22 protein-coding genes are annotated in these 23,178 nt (G+C 59.9%); 17 read left to right on the top strand and 5 right to left on the bottom strand.

Annotation, left to right across the window (positions count from 1 at the left end; all coding sequences use genetic code 11):
* Positions 1-184: 184 nt before the first annotated feature.
* The 3 genes from galE (at position 185) to V6F91_RS05390 (ending at position 4,639) form a co-directional block, all read left to right on the top strand.
* A complete protein-coding gene (gene galE / locus V6F91_RS05400) occupies positions 185-1,210 on the top strand; it encodes a UDP-glucose 4-epimerase GalE (protein ID WP_332762919.1) in 1,026 nt (341 codons plus the stop codon).
* Positions 1,211-1,492: 282 nt separating this feature from the next.
* Positions 1,493-3,079 (top strand): ABC-F family ATPase, encoded by a 1,587-nt coding sequence (locus V6F91_RS05395; protein ID WP_090283621.1) that lies wholly within the window; start codon positions 1,493-1,495, stop codon positions 3,077-3,079.
* A 372-nt stretch (positions 3,080-3,451) separates the two neighbouring features.
* The gene (locus tag V6F91_RS05390; protein ID WP_332762918.1) at positions 3,452-4,639 is read left to right on the top strand and encodes an MFS transporter; all 1,188 of its coding nucleotides are present in this window, start codon (positions 3,452-3,454) and stop codon (positions 4,637-4,639) included.
* Positions 4,640-4,773: 134 nt separating this feature from the next.
* Here V6F91_RS05390 and V6F91_RS05385 read toward each other — a convergent pair whose 3' ends face one another.
* Together V6F91_RS05385 and V6F91_RS05380 are read right to left on the bottom strand one after the other, a co-directional pair.
* A complete protein-coding gene (locus tag V6F91_RS05385; RefSeq protein WP_332762917.1) occupies positions 4,774-5,811 on the bottom strand; it encodes a dienelactone hydrolase in 1,038 nt (345 codons plus the stop codon).
* Between the two features lie 201 nt (positions 5,812-6,012).
* A complete protein-coding gene (locus V6F91_RS05380) occupies positions 6,013-6,624 on the bottom strand; it encodes an FMN-dependent NADH-azoreductase (protein ID WP_332762916.1) in 612 nt (203 codons plus the stop codon).
* Between the two features lie 127 nt (positions 6,625-6,751).
* Between V6F91_RS05380 and V6F91_RS05375 the strand changes: the two genes are divergently transcribed.
* Together V6F91_RS05375 and V6F91_RS05370 are read left to right on the top strand one after the other, a co-directional pair.
* Entirely contained in the window at positions 6,752-7,660 is a 909-nt protein-coding gene (locus V6F91_RS05375; RefSeq protein WP_332763582.1) for a LysR substrate-binding domain-containing protein, read from the top strand.
* Entirely contained in the window at positions 7,657-8,016 is a 360-nt protein-coding gene (locus tag V6F91_RS05370) for an MmcQ/YjbR family DNA-binding protein (RefSeq protein ID WP_332762915.1), read from the top strand. Before V6F91_RS05375 ends, V6F91_RS05370 begins: the two co-directional genes overlap by 4 nt.
* A 25-nt stretch (positions 8,017-8,041) precedes the next feature.
* Here the strand turns inward: V6F91_RS05370 and V6F91_RS05365 are convergent, their stop codons facing one another.
* Together V6F91_RS05365 and V6F91_RS05360 are read right to left on the bottom strand one after the other, a co-directional pair.
* Entirely contained in the window at positions 8,042-8,470 is a 429-nt protein-coding gene (locus tag V6F91_RS05365) for a DUF1294 domain-containing protein (protein ID WP_332762914.1), read from the bottom strand.
* Positions 8,467-9,297 (bottom strand): undecaprenyl-diphosphate phosphatase, encoded by an 831-nt coding sequence (locus tag V6F91_RS05360; protein WP_332762913.1) that lies wholly within the window; start codon positions 9,295-9,297, stop codon positions 8,467-8,469. The genes V6F91_RS05365 and V6F91_RS05360 overlap by 4 nt, the downstream gene beginning before the upstream one ends.
* A gap of 305 nt (positions 9,298-9,602) precedes the next feature.
* On the opposite strand from V6F91_RS05360, the gene V6F91_RS05355 reads away from it, so the two are divergent.
* The 9 genes from V6F91_RS05355 (at position 9,603) to V6F91_RS05315 (ending at position 17,875) form a co-directional block, all read left to right on the top strand.
* A complete protein-coding gene (locus tag V6F91_RS05355; protein WP_332762912.1) occupies positions 9,603-11,237 on the top strand; it encodes a methyl-accepting chemotaxis protein in 1,635 nt (544 codons plus the stop codon).
* Between the two features lie 240 nt (positions 11,238-11,477).
* A complete protein-coding gene (pnuC, locus tag V6F91_RS05350) occupies positions 11,478-12,041 on the top strand; it encodes a nicotinamide riboside transporter PnuC (RefSeq protein WP_332762911.1) in 564 nt (187 codons plus the stop codon).
* Positions 12,038-12,562: an AAA family ATPase gene (locus V6F91_RS05345; RefSeq protein WP_332763580.1), complete on the top strand. Its 525-nt coding sequence runs from the start codon at positions 12,038-12,040 to the stop codon at positions 12,560-12,562. The genes pnuC and V6F91_RS05345 overlap by 4 nt, the downstream gene beginning before the upstream one ends.
* A 321-nt stretch (positions 12,563-12,883) precedes the next feature.
* Complete coding sequence (locus V6F91_RS05340; protein WP_332762910.1) at positions 12,884-13,333, top strand: hypothetical protein; 450 nt, start codon at positions 12,884-12,886, stop codon at positions 13,331-13,333.
* Position 13,334: 1 nt separating this feature from the next.
* Positions 13,335-13,907, top strand: a complete 573-nt coding sequence (locus V6F91_RS05335; protein WP_332762909.1) for an adhesin — start codon at positions 13,335-13,337, stop codon at positions 13,905-13,907.
* A gap of 68 nt (positions 13,908-13,975) precedes the next feature.
* Positions 13,976-14,977, top strand: coding sequence for a heme utilization protein (locus tag V6F91_RS05330; RefSeq protein WP_332762908.1), 1,002 nt, complete (start codon positions 13,976-13,978; stop codon positions 14,975-14,977).
* A 65-nt stretch (positions 14,978-15,042) separates the two neighbouring features.
* Positions 15,043-15,723, top strand: a complete 681-nt coding sequence (locus V6F91_RS05325; RefSeq protein ID WP_039760558.1) for a C39 family peptidase — start codon at positions 15,043-15,045, stop codon at positions 15,721-15,723.
* Positions 15,724-15,766: 43 nt separating this feature from the next.
* On the top strand, positions 15,767-16,513 hold the full coding sequence (locus tag V6F91_RS05320) for a hypothetical protein (RefSeq protein WP_332762907.1): 747 nt from the start codon (positions 15,767-15,769) through the stop codon (positions 16,511-16,513).
* A gap of 45 nt (positions 16,514-16,558) precedes the next feature.
* Positions 16,559-17,875 (top strand): transporter, encoded by a 1,317-nt coding sequence (locus V6F91_RS05315; RefSeq protein ID WP_039760554.1) that lies wholly within the window; start codon positions 16,559-16,561, stop codon positions 17,873-17,875.
* Positions 17,876-17,940: 65 nt separating this feature from the next.
* Here the strand turns inward: V6F91_RS05315 and V6F91_RS05310 are convergent, their stop codons facing one another.
* Entirely contained in the window at positions 17,941-19,266 is a 1,326-nt protein-coding gene (locus tag V6F91_RS05310; RefSeq protein WP_332762906.1) for a sigma-54 dependent transcriptional regulator, read from the bottom strand.
* Between the two features lie 355 nt (positions 19,267-19,621).
* On the opposite strand from V6F91_RS05310, the gene V6F91_RS05305 reads away from it, so the two are divergent.
* The 3 genes from V6F91_RS05305 to nhaB all read left to right on the top strand — a co-directional run bounded on the left by V6F91_RS05305 (position 19,622) and on the right by nhaB (position 23,055).
* Complete coding sequence (locus V6F91_RS05305) at positions 19,622-19,888, top strand: hypothetical protein (protein WP_208937421.1); 267 nt, start codon at positions 19,622-19,624, stop codon at positions 19,886-19,888.
* A gap of 277 nt (positions 19,889-20,165) precedes the next feature.
* Entirely contained in the window at positions 20,166-21,479 is a 1,314-nt protein-coding gene (locus V6F91_RS05300; protein WP_332762905.1) for a hypothetical protein, read from the top strand.
* A 73-nt stretch (positions 21,480-21,552) separates the two neighbouring features.
* Entirely contained in the window at positions 21,553-23,055 is a 1,503-nt protein-coding gene (gene nhaB / locus V6F91_RS05295; protein WP_332762904.1) for a sodium/proton antiporter NhaB, read from the top strand.
* Positions 23,056-23,178 lie beyond the last annotated feature (123 nt).

Here is a 23,178-nt window from a genome sequence, read left to right as displayed (position 1 = left end):
TGATCGTTGGAAACACGGCGTTCATGAGGCGTTCATACCAACCATGATCACAGCCGATGAACTGCACATACCGGCTGGCAAACCGGCTTGAACTCCGCCCAAAAAATGCTCCCTACCTTTCTACAGGCATCACTGCGAGCGCGGCTGATGCCATCGAGAGATGCTGATGATTGAGGGCGGGCGCATGATTTTAATAACAGGTGGTGCGGGCTACATCGGTGCGCACGTCGCGCTGGAATTGATGGCCAGAAACGAGGACGTGCTGATTCTGGACAATCTGTGCAACAGCCAGCGCTCGGCGATCGAGCGCATCAGTGCGCTGGCCGGACGGCGACCGGGATTCATTCAGGGCGATGTGCGCAACCGGCGTTTGCTCGACACGCTGCTGCGCGATTATCCGATCGATGCCGTGGTGCATTGCGCCGGGTTGAAAGCGGTCGGCGAGAGCGTGCATGAGCCGTTGCGTTACTACGACAACAATGTCGGCGGCAGCCTGACCCTGTGTCAGGCGATGGCGCAGGCCGGGGTGTTCACCCTGGTGTTCAGCTCATCGGCCACGGTGTATGGCGACTGCTGCACGATGCCGATCAACGAGTCATGCACCACCGGGCAACCGACCAACCCTTATGGCATGTCAAAGCTGATTGCGGAAAACATCATGCAGAGTGTTGCCAGCTCCGACCCGCGCTGGTCGATAGGCTTGCTGCGCTACTTCAACCCGATCGGCGCGCACCCTTCCGGCTTGCTGGGGGAAGCGCCGCTGAACATGCCGAACAATCTCCTGCCCTTTCTACTTCAAGTTGCCAGCGGGCAACGTGAATACCTCTCGGTGTTCGGCAACGATTACCCGACTGCGGATGGCACCGGGGTGCGCGATTACATTCATATCGTCGACCTGGCGCAGGGACACCTTTGCGCGCTCGACGCATTACGCGAGCGCAGCGGCGTGAACATCTGGAACCTGGGCACCGGACGAGGTTACTCGGTGCTGGAGCTGGTCAAGACTTTTGAACAGGTCAGCGGCGTACCGATTGCGTTGCAGTTCAAGGCCCGGCGCCCGGGCGATGTCACGTGCTGCTGGGCCGATCCGCAAAAAGCCACTGACGAACTGGGCTGGCGGGCCAGTCGTTCATTGCAAGACATGCTGACCGATGCGTGGCGCTGGCAATGCAGTCAACTTGAAACCGAATGGATCAGAGAGGCCAATTGAAACCTGCAGCATCCGCCAAAGCAGATCACAGCAATGTGCGTTGGCTGGTCGCGTCGCCATACAACTGCCTTGTTGATTATGCGACAATGCGCGCAATGTCCAACATATGACCCCCGCATGCATCGCTCAGCAGCCTGGCCACCCCGGCCAATGGTTGCTGGCGAAGCATGCGCGTTGGCGCAACTCAAGCTCGGATCGGGCGGAGCCGGCAAAGCTCCAGATTGGTATCAAGTCGGTATCAGGCACACATGACCCGCTCCAAACCATTGATAGGTAAGGTAATTGATCTCCACAGCTAACATCACGATGCAGTTCGGCGCCAAGCCGCTCTTCGAAAACGTTTCGGTCAAGTTCGGCGCGGGCAATCGCTACGGTCTGATTGGCGCCAACGGTTGCGGCAAGTCGACCTTCATGAAAATCCTCGGCGGCGACCTCGACCCGTCCGGCGGTCAGGTCATGCTCGAACCGAACGTGCGTCTGGGCAAGCTGCGCCAGGATCAGTTCGCCTACGAAGAATTCACCGTGATCGACACCGTGATCATGGGTCACGAAGAGCTGTGGAAGGTCAAGGCCGAGCGCGACCGCATCTATTCGATGGCGGAAATGACCGAAGAAGACGGCATGGCCGTCGCCGAGCTGGAAACCGAGTTCGCCGAGATGGACGGCTACACCGCCGAATCCCGTGCCGGTGAACTGCTGCTGGGTCTGGGCATTCCGCTGGAACAGCATTTCGGCCCGATGAGCGAAGTTTCGCCAGGCTGGAAACTGCGCGTATTGCTGGCGCAGGCGCTGTTCTCCGATCCGGAAGTGCTGTTGCTCGACGAACCGACCAACCACCTGGACATCAACACCATCCGCTGGCTGGAAAACATCCTGACCCAGCGTAACAGCCTGATGATCATCATCTCCCACGACCGTCACTTCCTGAACAGCGTGTGCACGCACATGGCTGACCTGGATTACGGCGAGCTGCGTCTGTTCCCGGGCAACTACGACGAGTACATGACCGTGGCGACCCAGTCCCGCGAGCAGCTGCTGTCGGACAACGCCAAGAAGAAAGCGCAGATTTCCGAGCTGCAATCGTTCGTCAGCCGCTTCTCGGCCAACGCCTCGAAAGCCAAGCAAGCCACCTCGCGCGCCAAGGCGATCGACAAGATCCAGCTGGCCGAGGTCAAGCCTTCGAGCCGTGTCAGCCCGTTCATTCGTTTCGAACAGAACAAGAAGCTGCACCGTCAGGCGGTCATGGTCGAGAAGATGGCCAAAGGTTTCGACGGCAAGCCGTTGTTCAAGGATTTCAGCTTCCAGGTTGAAGCCGGCGAGCGCGTGGCGATCATCGGCCCGAACGGCATCGGTAAAACCACCCTGCTGCGCACCCTGGTCAACGAACTGACCCCGGATGCCGGTACCGTCAAGTGGACCGACGCTGCGGAGCTGGGCTATTACGCTCAGGACCACGCGCACGATTTCGAAGACGACGTGACCCTGTTCGACTGGATGGGCCAGTGGACTCAAGGCGAGCAGATGATCCGTGGCACCTTGGGCCGGATGCTGTTCTCCAACGACGAGATCCTCAAGTCGGTCAAGGTCATCTCCGGTGGTGAGCAGGGCCGCATGCTGTTCGGCAAGCTGATCCTGCAAAAGCCGAACGTGCTGATCATGGACGAACCGACCAACCACCTCGACATGGAATCGATCGAAGCGTTGAACCTGGCATTGGAAAACTACCCGGGCACGCTGATCTTCGTCAGCCACGACCGCGAGTTCGTCTCGTCGCTGGCCACGCGCATCATCGAGCTGAGCCCGGATGGCGTGACCGACTTCAGCGGCACCTATGATGACTACCTGCGTAGCCAGGGTGTGGTTTTCTAAAGGCAGCTGCTAGTTTTTAGCTGCAAGCTACAAGTTAAAAGCCCTGTCCGTGTGACGGGGCTTTTTGCATTCCAAGGGTGGCAGGTCGCTGGTGCGGTTACCTTCGCGAGCAAGCTCGCTCCCACAGGGGAACGTATTTCAAATCTGCTCCCCTTTCGCCACTGATCGTTACCACGCGGAGCGTGGGAACGATCACCTTATACAGGGGGCGGTGTGGACCACACCCGAAAACCTGTGGGAGCGAGCTTGCTCGCGAAGAGTCCATCAGCCGCGACATTCATTCGGGGAAAAATAGTTAGCCTGCTTTCTTTTCATTCATGCCCGCGCCATGATGACGGCAACGCTCCCACCGCCGCCTGCGATCGAGTTCCCATGTCTGCACAGCCTCAACCCCCGCAAAGCTCCCTGGCGATCACGCTGAAGATCGTCTCCATCGTCTTCTATACCTTTATTGCCTTCCTCTGCATCGGCCTGCCGATTGCGGTGTTGCCCGGTTATGTGCACGAGCAATTAGGTTTCAGCGCGGTGATCGCCGGGCTGGTGATTGGGTCGCAGTACCTGGCCACCCTGCTCAGCCGGCCGATGGCCGGGCGCATGTCCGATACCCTCGGGACCAAACGGGCGATCATTTACGGTTTGTGGGGGATTGTGCTCAGTGGTGTGCTGACGCTGGTTTCGACGTTACTGCAAGACTTTGCCCTGACCAGCCTGATCATTCTGATCATCGGCCGCTTGCTGCTGGGCGTGGCCCAAGGGTTGATCGGTGTGGGCACGATCAGTTGGTGCATGGGCGCGGTCGGTGTCGAACACACGGCCAAATCCATCGGCTGGAACGGCATCGCCTCGTACGGTGCCATTGCCATCGGCGCGCCACTGGGTGTGGTGATGGTCGCCGATTACGGCTTCACCAGCCTCGGCATTGCGCTCGCGGCGCTGGCAGCGGGCGCGCTGCTGTTGATTCGCAACAAACCCTCGGTGCCGGTGATCCGCGGTGAACGCCTGCCGTTCTGGGCGGTATTCGGGCGAATCGCCCCGTACGGCATCAGCCTGACCCTGGCCTCGATCGGTTATGGCACGCTGACCACTTTCATCACCCTTTATTACCTGGATCGTGGCTGGACCGGAGCGGCGTATTGCCTGACCATTTTCGGCGTGTGTTTCATTGTGTCGCGGCTGCTGTTCATATCGGCGATTGCGCGTTTTGGCGGGTTCACTTCGGCCATCGCCTGCATGAGCGTCGAAACCCTGGGCCTGGTGTTGTTGTGGCTGGCGCCGTCCACCGCGTTCGCCTTGATCGGCGCCGGGCTGGCGGGGTTCGGCCTGTCGCTGGTGTACCCGGCGCTGGGCGTCGAGGCGATCAAGCAAGTCCCCAGTTCCAGCCGCGGATCAGGGCTGGGCGCGTATGCGGTATTTTTCGATCTGGCGCTGGCGATCGCCGGACCGTTGATGGGCGCGGTGGCGCTGAATCTGGGCTATGGGTGGATATTCTTCAGTGCCGCGATGTTGTCAGTGATCGGCCTGGGGCTGACGTTGCTGCTCAAGCGCCGGACAACAACCTGATCCCGCCGCGGTCCCCTGTAGGAGTGAGCCTGCTCGCGATAGCGGAGTGTCAGTCGACATCTTCTTGCCTGATACATCGCTATCGCGAGCAGGCTCACTCCTACAGGGGATTGGTGGTGTTTGACAGGTCGGGTTCATTGATCGGCCGTCTGCATTCCGGCCCGTGTCGGTTTGCCCAGCGCATGGGAGAAAAACCGGCCAGCCTCGGAGATCAGGTTGCGGTGAATATCCTCGCGGTCGACGCCATCGGCATCGGTGCACAGCGCCGGCATCGCACGGATCTGCTCTTCATTGCACGGCGCCAGGAACACGAAGTGCCCTGCCCCGGCGAGTAATTTGAAGTCCGGCGCGGTCGGCAGTTTGCGCGCCAGCGCGGCGGCGTTCTTGTCGAAGGCCACCAGTTTGTCGCCGTCGCCGCTGTAGAGCAGTACCGGCACGTGCACATCGGCCAGGGTGTGGCGGCCGAACTTCAGGCTCAGCGGCGCCATCAGCAGCAAGGCATGGACGCGCGGGTCGGGCACCGGTTGCAGATCATCGCGGTCGACGATCAATTCGCCCTGAGTATTGCAGGCATCGTGATCGTCCGGGCGTTCCTGGCAATAGCGCCGCAGGCGATCCAGATCCGGCTGCGCGCCGGAGAGGATCAACGCGGTCTCGCCACCCGCGGAATAACCGATCACGCCGACCTGCTCGGCATTCACATAAGGCGCGAGCATGCCGTCGCCGAGTGTTGCGGTGATCGCCTGGGAAATCTGGATCGGCCGCCCGTAGAGATTGCTCAGGGTGCCCAGTCGACTGTGGTCCTTGGAATTGTCGCCGGGGTGAATCACCGCGACCACCACAAAGCCTTTGCGCGCCAGCGAAGTCGCAAGGTCGTGCAAGGCCAGCGGTGTGCCGGTGTTGCCGTGCGAGAGCATGAGCATCGGAAAGCGGCCGATGGCGACTTTGGTGTCTTCACCGGCCTCGACCGAATAGCCCTCGAGCAGGCTATGGTGTTCGCGGTCGCTGGAGGGATAGAACGCGATCGCGCGCATCGGTTGCAGATCGAGCGGATCAAGAAAGGTCATTTCGTGGTAGCCGACGCTCCACACAGGGTGTCGCCCGGGCGCCGCTTGCACTGAATCGAGGCTGACCAGCAGGCCTATCAGTAACACTGCACAAAGACGCACCATGGATGCCCCACCCTGTTTTGACTGAACCCAATGATTCGCTGCCTGTGTGGATCGGCGCGCGAATGCTGAACGATGAACTGCATAACCCGGGCCAGATTATGTAACAGCCAGAAACAAAAAACTCCGTATTCGCCCCTTGCGGAACCAGAATACAGAGTTTTTTGAGTGCTGCCTGAACCTCAGCTGTGCTTTACGCAAGCCTTACGCGGCGGCGAACAGTTGCTCGCTGATCTTCGCCTGGGCTGCGGTCATGGCGTTGTTGCGCACTTCCTCGCCATAGGCCAGACCTTCAGCGCGGACGATTTCGATGTCGGTGATGCCCAGGAAACCCAACACCAGCTTCAGATATTCTTCGTGAGCGATGCCGCTGGCCTGACCGGCATGAATGCCACCGGAAGTAGAAACGATCACCACTTTCTTGCCGCCGCACAGGCCTTCAGGGCCGGCTTCGGTGTAACGGAAGGTCTGGCCGGCGACGGCAACACGGTCAATCCACGCCTTGAGTTGGGTGGGTACAGTGAAGTTGTACATCGGCGCGGCGATGACCACGGCGTCGGCAGCGATGAACTCGGCCAGGGTGCTGGCGCTCAGTTCGGCTTCGTGCTGTTGCGCGGCGTCGCGCAGTTCAGCAGTGGTGCCAGCGGCGACCAAGGTAGTCGAGGAAAAGTGGCTGATCGCATCAGCCGCCAAATCACGGTAAGTCACCACGGCGCTCGGCTCAGCGGCCTGCCAGGCGTTGACGACCTGGCTGCTCAGCTGACGGGATGCCGAGTTGTCGCCCAGAATGCTCGAATCGATGTGCAGCAGTTTCATGTGGATGCTCCTTAAGTGATCGCCGGTGGCGACGGAATGGAGACAATCCTACGCAAGAAACCAATGGATGATTAGCCGCCTGCAATGCGATAGTTTGTCCTATTGATAGAACAGTCGGATGACTCGAATGCAAGACCTCAACGATCTCTACTATTTCGCCAAAGTCGTCGAGGCTGGCGGGTTCGCCGCGGCCGGGCGTTTGCTGGGCATTCCCAAGTCGCGGCTGTCGCGGCGCATCGCCGAACTGGAAGATCGCCTCGGCGCACGTCTGCTGCAACGCACTACGCGCCAGCTCAATCTGACGGCGGTCGGCGAGCGCTACTTGCGTCATTGTCAGGCGATGCTGCTGGAAGCGGAAATGGCTGATGAAGCAGTGGCAAGCATGTCCAGCGAGCCGCGCGGTCGCTTGCGCGTTTCTTGCCCGACCGGGTTGGCGCGGGAAATGCTGCCTTGGGTGATCAGCGAATTCCTTGGCAAATTTCCCCAGGTGCAACTGGAAGTCGTCCTGCTCAATCGCCGCGTCGATCTGGTGGGCGAAGGCTTCGATGTGGCGCTGCGCGTGCGCGAGCACGGCGATGAGGACCCGCTGCTGGTCACTCGGCGTCTGCGGCAGGCGCAAATGGTCGTGGTCGCCAGCCCGGCATTCATCGCGGGCCACTCGGTCAATCATCCAGAAGACCTGAAGAACCTGCCGGTGCTCGGCGCGCTTGAGGCTGATCGTCTGGTCCATGTGCGTCTGCTTGACGCTCAGGGCAAGAGTTTCGAGCTGAACATGGAAGCGCGCCTGGGCATCGATGACTTTATTGTGCGCAAAGCCTGCGTGCTGGCCGGCCAGGGTTTCACCCTGCTGCCGATGATGTATTGCGAAGAAGAACTGCGCAACGGCACGCTGGTGCAGATGCTGCCGGAGTGGTCATTGCCCGGCGGCTGGCTGCAGGCGGTGTATCCGCATCGACGCGGGGTGATGCCGGCGGTGCGTGCGTGGATCGATCATCTGGTCGAATCGTTCAATGCCTGTGGGGAGCGACCGTTATGAGCAAGGGAAAAATGAGCGAAGCCCAAGTGGCGGCGTTCTGCCTGGCATTGCCGGGCGCTCGGGAAGATTACAAGTGGGGCGGCGTGCGCGTGTTTTCGATTGCCGGCAACAAGATGTTTGCCTTGCAGGGACTGCGCGGCGACTCATTGGCCTTCAAGGTCGACAAGGATCTGTTCCTCGGCCATTGCGACCGCCCGGGCATTCACCCGGCGCCGTATCTGGCGCGGGCGCAGTGGATCATCATGCACCCGCCCTACCCGCTGGGCGCCGAGGAGTTGCAGGGGCTGTTGCAGCGCTCGCATCAGCTGGTGGTGGGAAAGCTGCCGAAAAAGACCCAGATCGGTCTTCTGCTATAAACGCGGTCCCCTGTAGGAGGTGGTCTTAAGACAGTGTCAGCAGGTTCGAGCCGAGGAACAGCTGGTCAATCCAGAACATCTGATGCAGCGCGATAATCACCCAGAACAGAACCTGAAACGACACCTTGCGCGTCTTGTGCCGGAACACTTGCTGGGCGATCAGTGCGCCCGGCCAGCCGCCGGCCAGTTCCACGGCGTGGAGGATGTTTTCCGGGGTGCGCCAGGCATCGGTGCGGGCCTTGCGCTTGTCGGCCCAGTACATGAAGAACGCCAGCACGCTGACAATCCCGTACGCCGCCAGCGGCACCAGGGAAATCCCGCGCAGCCACATCGACACAGAGCCGAACAGCGGCAGCGCGCATACCACCAGCAGCACCAGCAATTTGAGTTTCAGATTCTGGATAACGCCGCCCGAAGGTCGACCTTCGGCACGGCGTGCGCGGGTATCGTTCATGGCTTGGCCGCCGCCCAGTCGACCCAGCCGAACTGCCAGGTCGCCAGAATCACCAGGCCGAACACGATCCGATACCAGGCGAACGCCGCGTAGCTGTGGCTGGCAATGAACTTGAGCAGGCCGCGCACGGCGATCATGGCGAAGATGAACGCGGTGACGAAACCGATGGCAAACACCGGAAAATCCGCCGGCACAAACAGCTCGCGATATTTATAACCCGAGTAGACCGCCGCGCCGACCATGGTTGGCATCGCCAGAAAGAACGAAAACTCGGTGGCGGTTTTGCGCGACAGACCGAACAACAGGCCGCCGATGATCGTCGAGCCGGAGCGCGAGGTGCCGGGGATCATCGCCAGGCATTGCGCAAAACCGACTTTCAGCGCGTCCTTCCAAGTGATCTCGTCAACCGTTTCGGCGTGCACTTGGTGCTGACGCTTTTCCGCCCAGAGCATGATCACACCGCCCACCACCAGCGCGGCCGCGACCGTGATCGGATTGAACAGGTATTCGTGGATCAGGTCGGCAAAAATCACCCCCAACACTACTGCCGGCAAGAACGCAATCAGCAGGTTGGCGGTGAAACGCCGCGCACTCGGCTGAGTCGGCAAGCCGACGACCACATCGAAAATCTTGCGGCGAAACTCCCAGACCACCGCGAGAATCGCGCCGAGCTGGATGATGATATTGAACGCCATGGCTCGTTCGCCGCCGAAATCGAGCAAGTCGGCAACGATGATCTGGTGTCCGGTACTGGAAATGGGCAAAAACTCCGTCAGCCCCTCTACAACTCCTAGTATCAGTGCCTGCAAGGCCGTCCAAAGATCCATCAAACCCCCAAAGAGCGATGCGCAGCGGCATGCCCCGATAGTATTTTTTTAAGTTCACTGCGATCAGCGTAGCTGTTTATGGCTGTACCGATTCCGCGCGCACAGAATCCACACGAAACGGTAAAAATTCCGTGAAATTTCAAAATGGATTCAGGTTTTCACGCGCGGGGCCGAAATCCTAACAGACAAGCCCCAATAGCGCCTGCCGCGTTATACGACTTGGGTCGCGTATGCCTGTCCACGTAATCGTGGTTGGATGCTGGCGATCGATCATTACAAGAACAAGAATCCGGAGTGACAGCGTTATGAACAGCTTGCGCAGTGTGTCGATCAGCCGACGCTTGTGGCTCATCTTGATTGTGGCGGTGGTGATGTTACTGACCTTGGGCGTGCTGATGCTCAAGCAGATCCATGACGACCTCTATCACGCCAAGGCCCAGAAAACCCAGCATGTGGTGCAGACCGCCAGCGGCCTGCTGACCTATTACCATGGCCTGCAGACCGCCGGCACCTTGAGCAAGGAAGCGGCGCAGCAACAGGCGCTGACGGCGATTCGCGGCTTGCGCTACGACCAGAGCGATTACTTCTGGATCAACGACCTCACGCCCGTGATGGTCATGCACCCGACCAATCCCAAGCTTGAAGGCCAGAATCTCTCGGCCATCCGCGACCCGGACGGGTTTGCGGTGTTCAACGAGATGGTCGCCATCGCCAAGGCCAAAGGCGCTGGCATGGTCAACTATCGCTGGCCGAAACCCGGCGCCACCGACCCGGTGGCGAAGACCTCCTACGTCAAACTGTTCGAGCCGTGGGGCTGGGTGATCGGCTCCGGCGTGTACGTCGACGATGTCCAGGCCGAATTCCAGGGCCAAATGATCAAGGCCTCCGCGATCGGCCTGGCGATCGCCCTGATCATGGTGCTGCTGGTGATTCTGATCGCGCGCAGCATCGTCCGGCCGTTGCAGGAAACCGTGAATGCCATGGCCAACATCGCCAGCGGCGAAAGCGACCTGACCCGCAGCCTCGATACCCACGGCAAAGACGAAGTCACCGAACTGGCCCACCACTTCAACGCGTTTACCGCCAAGTTGCGCCGGGTCATCGGCGACTTGCAGGTCTCGGCCAGTGCCCTGGGTCAATCCTCCAGCGAGCTGGGCAACGACGCGTCGCAGGCGCAGCAACGCAGTCAGCAGCAGTCGCAGCAGATGGAACTGGTGGCCACAGCGATCAACGAAGTGACCTATGGCGTGCAGGACGTGGCAAAAAACGCCGAGCACGCCGCCGCCGAAATGCGTGATGCCGAAGCGCAGGCGCAACAGGGCCAGATCAACATCGACGGCAGCCTGCAACAGATTGACAAGCTGTCCGGCACCATCGATCAAGCGGTGGAAGTGATTCGTACGCTGGCGGCCGAAAGCACGCAGATCGGCAGCGTACTGGAAGTGATCCGCTCGATTGCCGAGCAGACCAACCTGCTCGCGCTCAACGCCGCCATCGAAGCCGCGCGCGCCGGTGAGCAAGGTCGCGGGTTTGCCGTGGTGGCGGACGAAGTGCGCCTGCTGGCGCAGCGTACGCAGAAGTCGACGGCGGAAATCCAGTCGATGATCGAGCGTCTGCAGAATCATTCCGAGGCCGCCGTGAAGGTGATCGGCGACAGCAGCAAAGCCTCGCAATTGACTATCGAACAGGCGGGGCTTGCCGGCGTCAGCCTCAACGCGATCGGCCAGGCGCTGCGCAATCTCAACGGCCTGAATGCGTCGATTGCCAGCGCGACGTTGCAGCAGGCGCATGTGGTCGAGGATATCAATCAGAACGTGACGCAGGCGGCGGGGCTTTCGCACAGCACGGCAATAGCTGCCGAACAGTCGAGCGCGGCGAGTTTGCGGCTTGGGCAACTGAGCGAACAGCTCAACGGGTTGCTGCGCCAGTTTCGCGTTTAAGCCTTGGTACCGAGGTGAGGCCGCCCCTCATCGGAACGCCGCCCGCCCAGCCCTCTCCCGAGGGAGAGGGCGCTGATCGCTGAGCTTTTCAGAATTTGAGTTCGACTCGCTATCCCAGGTCGGCGTAACTCACACATCCCCCACGGTCAGTCCCCTCTCCCTCCGGGAGAGGGTTAGGGTGAGGGCGCGTTTCGAATGCAGTACAATCCGCCCCCTCCTCCACTCCCCCAAGGATCCTCAATGTCCGGGCTCGAACTGTTTGCCGCCGCCCTCGGTGTGATCGCCGTCTGGCTGACGGTCAAACAGAATCCGTGGTGCTGGCCGATCGGGCTGGTCATGGTGTTGCTCTACAGCTGGATCTTCTTTGAAGTGAAGCTGTATTCGGACATGTTGCTGCAAGTGATCTACGCCGCGCTGCAACTCTACGGCTGGTGGCAATGGACCCGCGCCGGGACGATGCATGACGGGCGTGCGGTGACGCGGCTGGATGCGCGCGCCATCGCCCTTGGCCTTGGCGTCGGCGCGCTCGGCAGTGTGCTGCTCGGCGCGGCGATGGCGCACTGGACCGACGCTGCGCAACCATGGCTCGACGCGGCGCTCACCGGTTTCAGCCTGGTCGCGCAGTTATGGATGGCGCAGAAGCGTCTGCAATGCTGGGCGTTGTGGTTTGTACTGGATGTGATCTTCGTCGGGTTGTTCATCTATAAAGGGCTTTACCTCACCGCCGCGTTGTACGGGCTGTTCACCTTGCTGGCGGTGCAAGGCTTTCGCGAATGGCGCGCAGACCCGGCGTTGCGCACATGAAAGTGGTGGTATTGACCGGTCCGGAGTCCAGCGGCAAGAGTTGGCTGGCGGCGGGTCTGCAACAGCGCTTTGGCGGCTTGCGCATAGATGAATACGTGCGCCGCTTTATCGAGCTCAATCCCCGCGATACCTGCCTGGGCGACATCCCCGAGATCGCTCGCGGCCAGTTGCAATGGGAGGACGAAGCGCGGGCGCAGCGGCCTGAGTTGCTGATTCTCGACACCCACCTGCTGAGCAACATGCTCTGGAGCCAGACGCTGTTCGGCGCGTGCCCGGCGTGGCTGGAGCGCGAATTGCTGGCGCGGCATTACGACCTGCATTTGCTGCTGTCACCGGAACAGGTCGACTGGACCGACGATGGCCAGCGCTGCCAACCGGATCTTGTCGAGCGACAGGCGTTTTATCAGGCGACTCGCCAGTGGCTCGAACAGCATCGACAACCCCTGCAAATTATTTCCGGTAGCTGGGCTGAGCGCCAGGCGCAGGCTTTCGCCGCCGTTGCGCGATTGCTGGCTGAATGACCCGAACACGGGCCAAGTGTCCATTCCTGAAACACCCTCTCTCCCGAAGAAGGCCGACTTCAACACGGTTCACAGCTTTGTCATGCGGGTTGTTTCAGCGGTGAAACACCAGCGCACCCGGCCTGTTCCGAAGCGTTGCACAGCCAGTCGACAGCTGGGCACCAACCTGCCCGTTTCAAAAATGAAACAGATCTCGCAAAACCTACCCGAATAGTTTCACCAACCCTCTGAAATCAAAGCTGATTTCAAAAGCGGCACAGCTTTCGCTCTCTCCTTCACAACGCTGACCAAGGGCAGCCCGTTGAAGAAGGAATTGCAGCCGTGGGGACTCTCAAAACCGGATTGACCTGTCTTGTGCTGATCGGATCGGCAGCCAGCGCGGTGATCAGCCTCAGCGTACAGGCCCAAGGCAATGGCGTGATCGTCCTCCAGCGCGACGTTCAGCCAATCCCGATCGGGCGCAATGGCGGCCAAGACCCCTACCCGACTACCGTTAACGCCAACCCTTCGGCACGCATCAATCAGACTGTCAACAGCACTGAACTCAGCGACGGCGATTTCGCCAGTGTCGCCAGCGGTTCCTCGATTCGCGGCAACATCACCACGCCCAATTCCAACTTGCCCGGCATGAACACCCTGACCAACCAGAACGGTCTGCCCGGCATGCGCGTGGGCAGCGGCGGCGGTGCCGGTGGCTCGATTTCCAATACGGTCAACCGTGCCATGAGCACCGGTCTGGCGCCTCTGACCCGCATGGCCGGAGGCCAATGAAATGAATCGCACCCTGCTGCTTCTCGCCCTGCTCGGCTGCTCCAGTGCCATGGCTGATTCGAACACGGTCAACCGCGCGAACATTCAGGATTCCGGCGCGCAGTATCGTGGCAATTTCAACGTCAACCAGGCCGCCGGTGACCAGATTCAGCAAGCCAACACCAAGGCGATCGCCATCGGCACCGAATCCCACGCGACCACGCAGGTCATGCAGAAAATCGATACGCCCGCCAGCCGCGCCATCGACGCGAGCGCCAACATCGGCGGCCACGCTTTCAGCAACGGCAACGGCATCCTCGGTGTGAACCAGGGCGCCGGGGCCAACAATCAAATGGCCAACGTCACGCGGATCAGCATCAGTGCTGCCCCGCAAAGCGTTGACGACAGCGCCCTTTCGCAACAGAACGTGGCGTTTTTACCGAACTCAGGAGCAACTGGCACCTCACCCGGCAGTCGCCAGGTCACGACAAGTGATCAGGCCTTCACCGGCAGCCGCGGGGTTATCCAGGTGAACCAGAGTGCCGGGGTGGGGAACCGAATGGCCAACACCCTGAGCATCCGGGTCGCAGACTGACCCATACAAAGTGCAAGTGGAAAAGTAACAACACTTAACCCAACTAATAAGCACGATGGAGAAACACCATGAAACCTACAATGGCTCTCAAACCACTGGTTTTCGCACTCGCAGCAGTGATGGCAATCGCAGCACAGGCAGGCGGCCGTGATGACAACAACGGTCATGGTAACGGACATGGCAATGGACATGGCAATGGACACGGCCAGCCACAAGGTCCAAACCTTGAACAACTGCTGCAAATCACCGCTGGCGCCGGCGCCGCTGTCCTCGACTCGCAAGACAGCGACGGCAACGTGGTGAAAAACCAGGGCACGCTGAACAACGCCAACGCCAGCGACTCGCTCAACGGCTCCAACGGCAACATGGGCGCCAACGTGGCCGCCGGCGACGGCAACCAGCAGGACAACGCTGCGGCGCTGGCCACCGCTGACGAAAGCTTCATTTTCGGCAACGCTGTTGCGGCCTCGAGCGCGACTCAGGTCAACAACAACAACTACGTGAAAAACTCTTCCACGTTCAACAACGCCACGCTCAACAACGCCGGCAACAATGGTTCCGGCAACATCGGCATCAACGTGAGCGCCGGCAACTTCAACCAGCAGAAAAACAACCTGGCGATCGCCGTATCGGGTGGCCGTGTAGCCACTGCTGCCGCGGCTGCCAACCAGTCGTCCACTGGCCTGGTCGTAGAAAACAAAGGCGTGCAGGCTTACAAAACCGACACCCTTACCGGTACCTATGCAGCTGCTGGCGTGTTCAAAGCCAAAGGCACTGCGACCATCGAAGATGATAACCATGGCGGTTGGGGTAACCGTGGCGGCGGCCACGGCGGTAACGATGATCAGAAAGCCAAGTTCGAAGCCGTGGGCAGTTTTGGCCTCGCTGGCGTCACCACCCAACAAGTGTTGACCAAAGATGGCTGGAAAACCCCGGTCGTCAACAATGCCAACATGACCAACTCGATGAACAACTTCTCTGGCAACGGCGGAGCCAACGTCTCGGCGGGTGTGGGCAACCAACAAAGCAACTCGCTGTCCATCGCCGCAGGTTGCAAAGCCTGCATGTAAGCGCGATCGAAACGAAAGCCCCGGCAACGGGGCTTTTTCCCAGGTTCCACAAGGCGTATTCGATCATGCGGACTCCTGCCCTCCTCGCTTTGCTTTGTCTGTGTGGCCTGACTCAGGCGGCGCAGATGCCCGTCGCTGCCCTGCCTGGCGGTGTACTGGTCTACAAGGACGTGCAAAGCATTCGTGAGCGCAAGTTTGCCGACATCGTCGAACAGAAAACCGATTTCAGTTGCGGCGCTGCTGCACTGGCGACGGTATTGCGCCAGGCCTATTGGCTCGACGTCGATGAGGAGCACATCATCAAAGGCATGCTGGTCAACGCTGACCAGGACCTTGTGCGTACGCAAGGTTTCTCCATGCTCGACATGAAGCGCTACGTAGAAAGCATCGGCATGCGTGCCCGTGGTTACCGGATCCCGCCCGAAAAACTCGAAGCGGTGACCATTCCGGTGGTGGTTCTGATGGATATTCGCGGCTACAAGCATTTCGTCGTGCTGCAGCGTTCGGACAAGGATTGGGTCTACATCGGTGACCCGGTTCTCGGCCACAAACGCTACAAGCATGATGACTTTGTAAAAGGTTGGAACGGCATTGTCTTTGCCATCGTCGGCCCCGGTTACGACAAGGCCAACGCCTTGCGCAGCCCTCCCGTGCCGCTGACGGCGAAGAATTCGCTGGACGGTTTCAACCCGGTCAAAGATGCGGAATTGATGGATTTCGGGTTCATTCAGAGCGACTTCTTTTAATCGCCGAGTTAGAGAATGGGACTGGATGTCCCGGGAGCAGCAGATGAAAACCTCATACTGGCTGGCCGCCGCCTGCCTGGCAGCGGGTGCGTCAGGCTTTGCCCATGCCGGATTCAAACCCATCGAAATCAAGGACCAGGAGCTCGCCGAGCTGCGTGGTCGGTACGTCATGCCGGGGCGGATCATCAGCTTCGGCATTGTCATGAGCAGCACCTGGCGCAACGCCAGCGGCGACCTGATCGGCGCGGCCACCTCGATGCAGGTCCAGGCAGCAACCGTCAAACCGCAGTTCTATGTCTCGACCATCAAGGAGTCGGGCAATGGGAGCGCACCAACACTGGGAACGGGCACTGTAATCGGTGGCGCCGGCCTCAACAGCACGCAAGGCGTGACGCAAAGCGTGCGCGCTGCGGGCGATGGCAACACCGCCAACAACAACGTTGCCATCAATGTCAGCGAAGCCAGTCAGGCGCCGGCGCTGGTGCCGTCGCAGGGCCAGGCCCTCGTCGCCGGGCAGACCATCACCGGCAGCAACGGCGCCGGCAGCGTAGCGGTGTCGGCCAATGGTGGCGGCGTGCAAATGGCCATTCAGGCCAGCGGCAATCAAGGCACGGCACTGCAACAAGTCGCCCAGGGCGGGCTGCTGCAGAACACCCGTTTGCTGGGTAGCGCCAATGTGGTCAATAACCTTACGCAACTCAACGTCGTACTTAACAATAACGGCAGAAGCGCCGGTGCACTGGACTGCAATCTGACCCAACTCGGGGCCCTACGCAATATCGGATATTGAACTACGCTGAGTCTCGATCATTGAGCTTAAAGGGACGGCTTATTCATGTATCGATCAGTATCACTGCGTGCCGCAGTGTGTTTGAGTACCCTTCTCCCGGCGGCGATGCTGCAAGCAGCGCCGGATGCCGATGTAGAAGCCCTGAAACGGGAACTTCTGGAACTGAAACAACGATACGAAGTACAACAACAGGCCCTGGCAGTACTTGAACAAAGGGTTCGCCAGGTCGAAGAGCAACCCGCCGCCCCACCACCAAAACGCTTGGCCAAATCGCCATCGGACATGAAAGGCAATCGCGTCGCCACGGGGGCCGCCACCGGCACCGGTGCGGCCGCTGCATCGGGAGGCGCTGCCGGGGGCAGTGGCGCATCCTACGGGCAATCGCTGGCTGACGACTCGCAACCGGCGCAAAGCGTTTCCAACCTGTACGACGAAGCCAGCGGCTTTTTCGGTGGCGGCAAATTCAGTTTCGAAACCGGCGTCACCTATTCGCGCTATGACACCCGTCAGTTGATCCTCAACGGCTTCCTGGCGCTGGATTCGATCTTTCTCGGCAACATCAACCTTGACCGGATCAAGGCCGACACCTGGACCCTCGACCTCACCGGCCGCTACAACTTCGACAACCGCTGGCAGTTCGACCTGAACGTGCCGGTGGTATACCGCGAGTCGACCTACCAGTCCGGCGGCGGCAATCAGGGCGCGGCCGGGGTCACCACCGAAGAAACCGTGACCAAGGATCCAACGATTGGCGACGTCAACTTCGGCATCGCCTACAAGTTTCTCGACGAGTCAGTCAACACCCCGGATGCGGTCGTGACCCTGCGCGTCAAGGCGCCGACCGGCAAGGACCCGTTCGGCATCAAACTGCGCCAGACCGATGCCAACTCGAACCTGTTCGTGCCCGATACCCTGCCCACCGGCAACGGCGTCTGGTCGATCACCCCCGGTATTTCGCTGGTCAAGACGTTCGACCCGGCCGTGCTGTTCGGCAGCCTGTCGTACACCCACAACCTGGAGGAATCGTTCGACGACATCAGCTCCACCGTCAACCAGAAAACCCCGGGCAAGGTGCGCATCGGCGACAGCTTCCAGATCGGCGCCGGTATCGCCTTCGCGCTGAACGAGAAGATGAGCATGTCGTTCTCGGTGTCCGATCTGGTGCAGCGCAAGAGCAAGCTGAAACAGGACGGCGGCGATTGGGAATCGGTGGTCTCCAGCGACGCCAACGCCGGTTACTTCAACGTCGGCATGACCATTGCCGCCACGGACAACCTGACCATCGTGCCCAACCTGTCGATCGGCATGACCGACGACGCGCCAGACTTTTCCTTCAGCCTGAAATTCCCGTATTACTTCTAAGCGTGCGTTAAACAGCAAAGGCCCGTTGCGATCACCTCGCAACGGGCCTTTGCTGTTTTCCCGCCCTAGCGGATCTGATGCTTGTGCAACAACCGATAAAATGTCGGCCGCGATACGCCGAGCACTTTTGCTGCAACGCTGAGGTTATCGCTGTGCCGATTCAACACGTCGCACAGCGCCTGGCGTTCGGCGCGGGTCTTGTAGTCTTCCAGGGTGCCCATTGGCGTGGCGATCGAGTGCTGACTGATCAGCCCCAGATCACGCGCCTCGATCTGCCGGCCTTCGGCCAAGACCAGACCTCGGCGCACACGGTTGGCCAGTTCACGCACATTGCCCGGCCAGTCGTGCTTGCCCATGGCGATCAGCGCGTCTTCGCTGAAGCTGCGCGGACGGCGTCCGGTTTCGTGGCTGTAAAAGTGTGAGAAATGATTGGCCAGCATCGACAGGTCGCCATGCCGTTCGCGCAACGGTGCGGTCACCACTTGCAGGACGTTGAGGCGGTAATACAGATCTTCGCGAAAACGTTTTTTCTCGATCGCGGCTTCAAGGTCGACGTGAGTCGCCGCCAGCACCCGCACATCCACCGGAATCGGCTGGCTGCCGCCGACGCGCTCGATGTGCTTCTCCTGGAGAAAACGCAACAGATTGGCTTGCAGCTCCAGCGGCAGATCGCCGATCTCATCGAGAAACAGCGTGCCGCCATTCGCCGCTTCGATGCGCCCGATCTTGCGTTGATGCGCGCCGGTGAAAGCGCCTTTTTCGTGGCCGAACAATTCCGATTGAATCAGATGCTCAGGGATGGCCCCGCAGTTGATCGCCACGAAGGGCTTGCTGTGGCGCTGGGACTGACGGTGCAGCGTGCGCGCGACCAGTTCTTTGCCGGTGCCGCTTTCACCGCGAATCAGAACAGGTGATTCGGTGGGCGCGAGTTTGCTGAGCAATTTGCGCAGCTCGCGGATCGGTTTGCTGTCCCCCAGCAGTTCATGTTCTGGCTGATCAACATGAATGGTGCCCTGCCCGCGCAATCGCGCCATGCCGAACGCGCGCCCGAGGGTAACCTGCACCCGCGAGACGTCGAACGGCAAGGTGTGGAAGTCGAAAAACCATTCACAGACGAAGTCCCCGACATTCTGCAGACGCAGGACTTCCTGATTGAGCACGGCGATCCATTCGGTGCCGCTGCGGCTGATCAGTTCCTTGACTGCGTCGGGTCGTTCGAGGTGAAACGGCTGTAATCGCAGCAAGCCAATGTCACAACTGCGCTCGGCGGCGTTCTCCAATGAACAACTGTCGACATCCCAGCCGACGGCGCGTAAACCGGGCAATAAGCGGTGACAGTCGTCGCACGGATCGACCACCAGTAAACGTCGTAACGCAGGCGCTTCGCTCATGACTGTTCCTTGGCGCCAAATAAAGGAAATGATTGTAAAAACAGTCATTTGGCAGACCCGACTGTAACACTAGCAAGATTTTGACAGGGCCTTGTACCGATTGCTTATAGGCGCCTCGTTAAATCAGTTATAAGAAAAGCAGTTGTTAGTTAGCTATCGACTTAGTTGGCAATTCGAAGCTTTCGCCAGGCTTTCAAAAAAGCGCTTTAAAGCGGAACTTGAAAGAAACTTTGAAATTTCTTTGTTTCATGTGTGACCCGCTCGAGGGTTGCGTGCATCAGTACAAGTAACCAGCCGAACGGTAAGCCCAACCGACGGCACATCATTTGATTGGGCACGACAGAGAGAAGACCCCATGACCGCCCCGCTCCGTATCAACGAAGCTCTTCTGATTGCCAACCACGCCTTCAAACCTTTCCATTGCGTGGCCTGGGCGCCGCAAGACGGCAACGGCGAACTGAGCCTGACCGTCGTCGACCGGACCAACTCGCATATCGGCCGCAAACAGATTCCAAGCAGCGCCTACTCCGATCCGGCACAACTCGAGCAACTGCTGCAGCAGGCTCGCGCTGAACTCAGCGAAGAAGGTTACAGCCTGCAGTCGTGGTCGATGCCACACTGAGAAGCAGTTCGTGCAGGTGACTTCGAAGTCATTCGCCTCTGCGCTTAGTTGCAACCTTGTAAACTTTCACCTGCTTGTATAACTCGTTTCAAGCCGACCAGGCTCAACTGCTTGGTCGGCTTTCTTTTGGTTCAAAAAGACACTGTTCTGGCACAGTACGACCCTCCGCCTGTTAGTTCTTACAGTTGTACTTCTTCCGGTTCAGGGATTGAATGTTCCGCTCGTGCAGTTACCCATCCGGTTCGCGGTCATGGTCAACTCGCAAGGAGATGCGTGCATGTCCACCCTGAACACTTTTGCTTTGCCGGCGTTACCAGCGACCGTCTCACCGTCGTTTACGCCTCGATCCGGGCAGCTCGACAGAACCTTTGGCACTCAGGGCGTCGCCCAGGCGTACTTCGCGGGCAGCGTGTCCAGCCTGAGCGAAGACATCGCCCTTGATGCACAGGGCCGAATTCTGGTCGCAGCGAAAGTCTGCGACGCGCGCGGCAGCCGGTTTGGCCTGGCGCGCATGCTCGCCGACGGCTCCGCAGACCTGACCTTTGGCGCGCAGGGCAGCGTGATCGACACTTTCGCCCACGGGTACGAAGCCACCGGCGGCAAAGTCAAAGTGCTGCCGGACGGGCGCATTCTGCTGGCCGGCCTGCATTACGAAAACACCCATCGCACCCTGCCCGCGCTGGCCTTGTTCGACGTTGATGGCGAACCGGATTTGTCCTTTGGCGACAACGGCCGACAGGTGATACGTCTGCCGGGCAATCTGTCCATGGGCAGCCGCGATGCCTGGCTGCCACCGGGCGTGCCGGGGGCGGAAGCCTGCGACGTCGCGGTGCAGGACGACGGGCGAATTCTGTTGATCGCCAACCATCATTTCGAACTGGCCGACCATGCCGGCATGCTGATTCGCCTCACGCCTGACGGCAGCCTCGACGACACCTTCAACGGCCGCGGCTTTGTGATGATCCGTCATTTATTGCTCAACACCTGGCTGAGCAGCCTGTTGTTGCAAAAGGACGGGCGAATCGTGGTTGCCGGTTCCATTGATCTTCCACAGGAAGGCTTGCTCGCGCGTTATCTGCCCGACGGCTGTCTCGATGAGTGTTTTGCCGTGGACGGCTTTATGGCGTTCAAGGCTGATAATAAAAGTGTTCAGGTCAGTCGCGTTCTCGATGCGCACGATGCACTGCACTGTTTCGGCAGCAGCCGCGATCCGATTCGCTGCCTGGCCTTCAGCCTGCACCCGAACGGTCGACCGGATATCCACATTCATGATGGCCAGCCGCAGCTTCTACAAATCGGCCACAGCGGTTGCCAGTGGAGCACCGCTCAGCATTTGCCAGACGGTCGGATGATCGCGGTCGGCGCAACCATCGGCGGCGTCGAGGCGGATTTTATCGTTGCGCGCTATTTGAACGACGGCAACCTCGATCCCGCGTTCGGCGATGGCCATGGCTGGCTGCGCACGCGGTTGGGACGCAGCCTGGACTCGGCCAGTTCACTGGCCGTGCAGGCGGATGGCGGGATTCTGGTGGGTGGGTATTCGCTGGACGGCAACTATCGGGCGGTGGTTGTGCGGTATCTCGACCGGTGAAAAGTACTGGCTGTACTTGATCTTCCCGAACGTATCCGGCAACTTGCGCGCTTCTATAAAAAAGGAGCAACCGATGTCCGGTTCGATGACCCAGGCGTTCGCGCAAAATTTTCTCGGGCATTCGCCACGCTGGTACAAGGCGACCATCGTCGGCTTCCTGATCCTCAATGCCGTGGTGCTGTTCAGCATCGGCCCGGTGGCGGCCGGCTGGTTGTTGGTGATCGAGTTCATCTTTACCCTCGCCATGGCGCTCAAGTGTTACCCGCTGATGCCAGGCGGCTTGCTGCTAATTGAAGCGCTGCTGCTGAAGATGACCACGCCGCAGGCGCTCTATGATGAGCTGGTGCACAACTTCCCGGTGATCCTGCTGCTGATGTTCATGGTGGCCGGCATCTATTTCATGAAGGACTTGCTGCTGTTTCTCTTTTCGCGGTTGCTGCTGGGTGTGCGTTCTAAAGCGGTGCTGGCGTTGATGTTCTGCTTTCTTTCGGCATTTCTCTCGGCGTTTCTTGATGCGCTGACGGTAACGGCGGTCATCATCAGCGCCGGTGTAGGCTTCTATTCGGTCTATCACCGCGTCGCGTCCGGCAACGATCCGCGCCAGGACAGTGAAATCGCTGACGACGAGAATCTGCCGAAACTGCACCATGACGATCTTGAGCAATTCCGCGCGTTCCTGCGCAGCCTGTTGATGCACGGTGCAGTGGGTACCGCTTTGGGCGGCGTCTGCACGCTGGTCGGCGAGCCGCAGAATCTGTTGATCGGTCATGAAATGGGCTGGCACTTCGGCGAGTTCTTCACCAAGGTTGCCCCGGTTTCGCTGCCAGTGCTGGGAGCCGGACTGGTTACTTGTGTGTTGCTGGAAAAGCTGCGCTGGTTCGGCTACGGCACGTTGCTGCCGGACAACGTGCGTGGCGTTCTGGCTAACTACGCCGCCGAAGACAACGCTGAACGCACGCCCCGCCAACGTGCAGCACTGCTGGTGCAAGGCGCTGCGGCATTGATCCTGATCGCCTGCCTGGCCATGCACGTCGCTGAAGTCGGGTTGATTGGCTTGATGGTGATTGTGTTGATCACCGCGTTTACCGGCATCACCGACGAGCATCGTCTGGGCAGCGCGTTCAAGGACGCCATGCCGTTCACCGCGTTGCTGGTGGTGTTTTTCGCGGTGGTGGCGGTGATCCACGATCAGCAGCTTTTCGCACCGTTGATTCAATGGGTGCTGGCGCTGCCGGTCGAGCAGCAGCCGGGCATGCTTTTCATTGCCAACGGCTTGCTGTCGGCGATCAGTGACAACGTGTTCGTCGCGACGATTTACATCACTGAAGTGAAACAGGCATTCCTTGCCGGGCACATGAGCCGTGAGCATTTCGAGACGCTGGCCATCGCCATCAATACCGGCACCAACCTGCCAAGCGTGGCAACGCCGAACGGTCAGGCCGCGTTTCTGTTCCTGCTGACTTCGGCGATTGCACCGCTGGTGCGTTTGTCGTACGGGCGGATGGTGTGGATGGCGGTGCCGTACACCGTGGTGATGGGTGGGCTGGGCTGGTATGCGGTGAGCTACTGGCTCTGACCTGCACGGTATGGGAGTCACGCTGCTGGCTCCCATATCTGGTTTTGACGCAGACCCCTGCAGGCGTGAGCCTGCTCGCGATAGCGGTGTGTCAGGCCCGTAAATGGGACGGATACTCCGCTA

The organism is Pseudomonas koreensis, assembly GCF_036668835.1.
Taxonomy (GTDB): domain Bacteria; phylum Pseudomonadota; class Gammaproteobacteria; order Pseudomonadales; family Pseudomonadaceae; genus Aquipseudomonas; species Aquipseudomonas koreensis_I.
The sequence above is the reverse complement of the archived record's forward strand: the minus strand, read 5'-3'. Positions and strand labels throughout refer to the sequence as shown.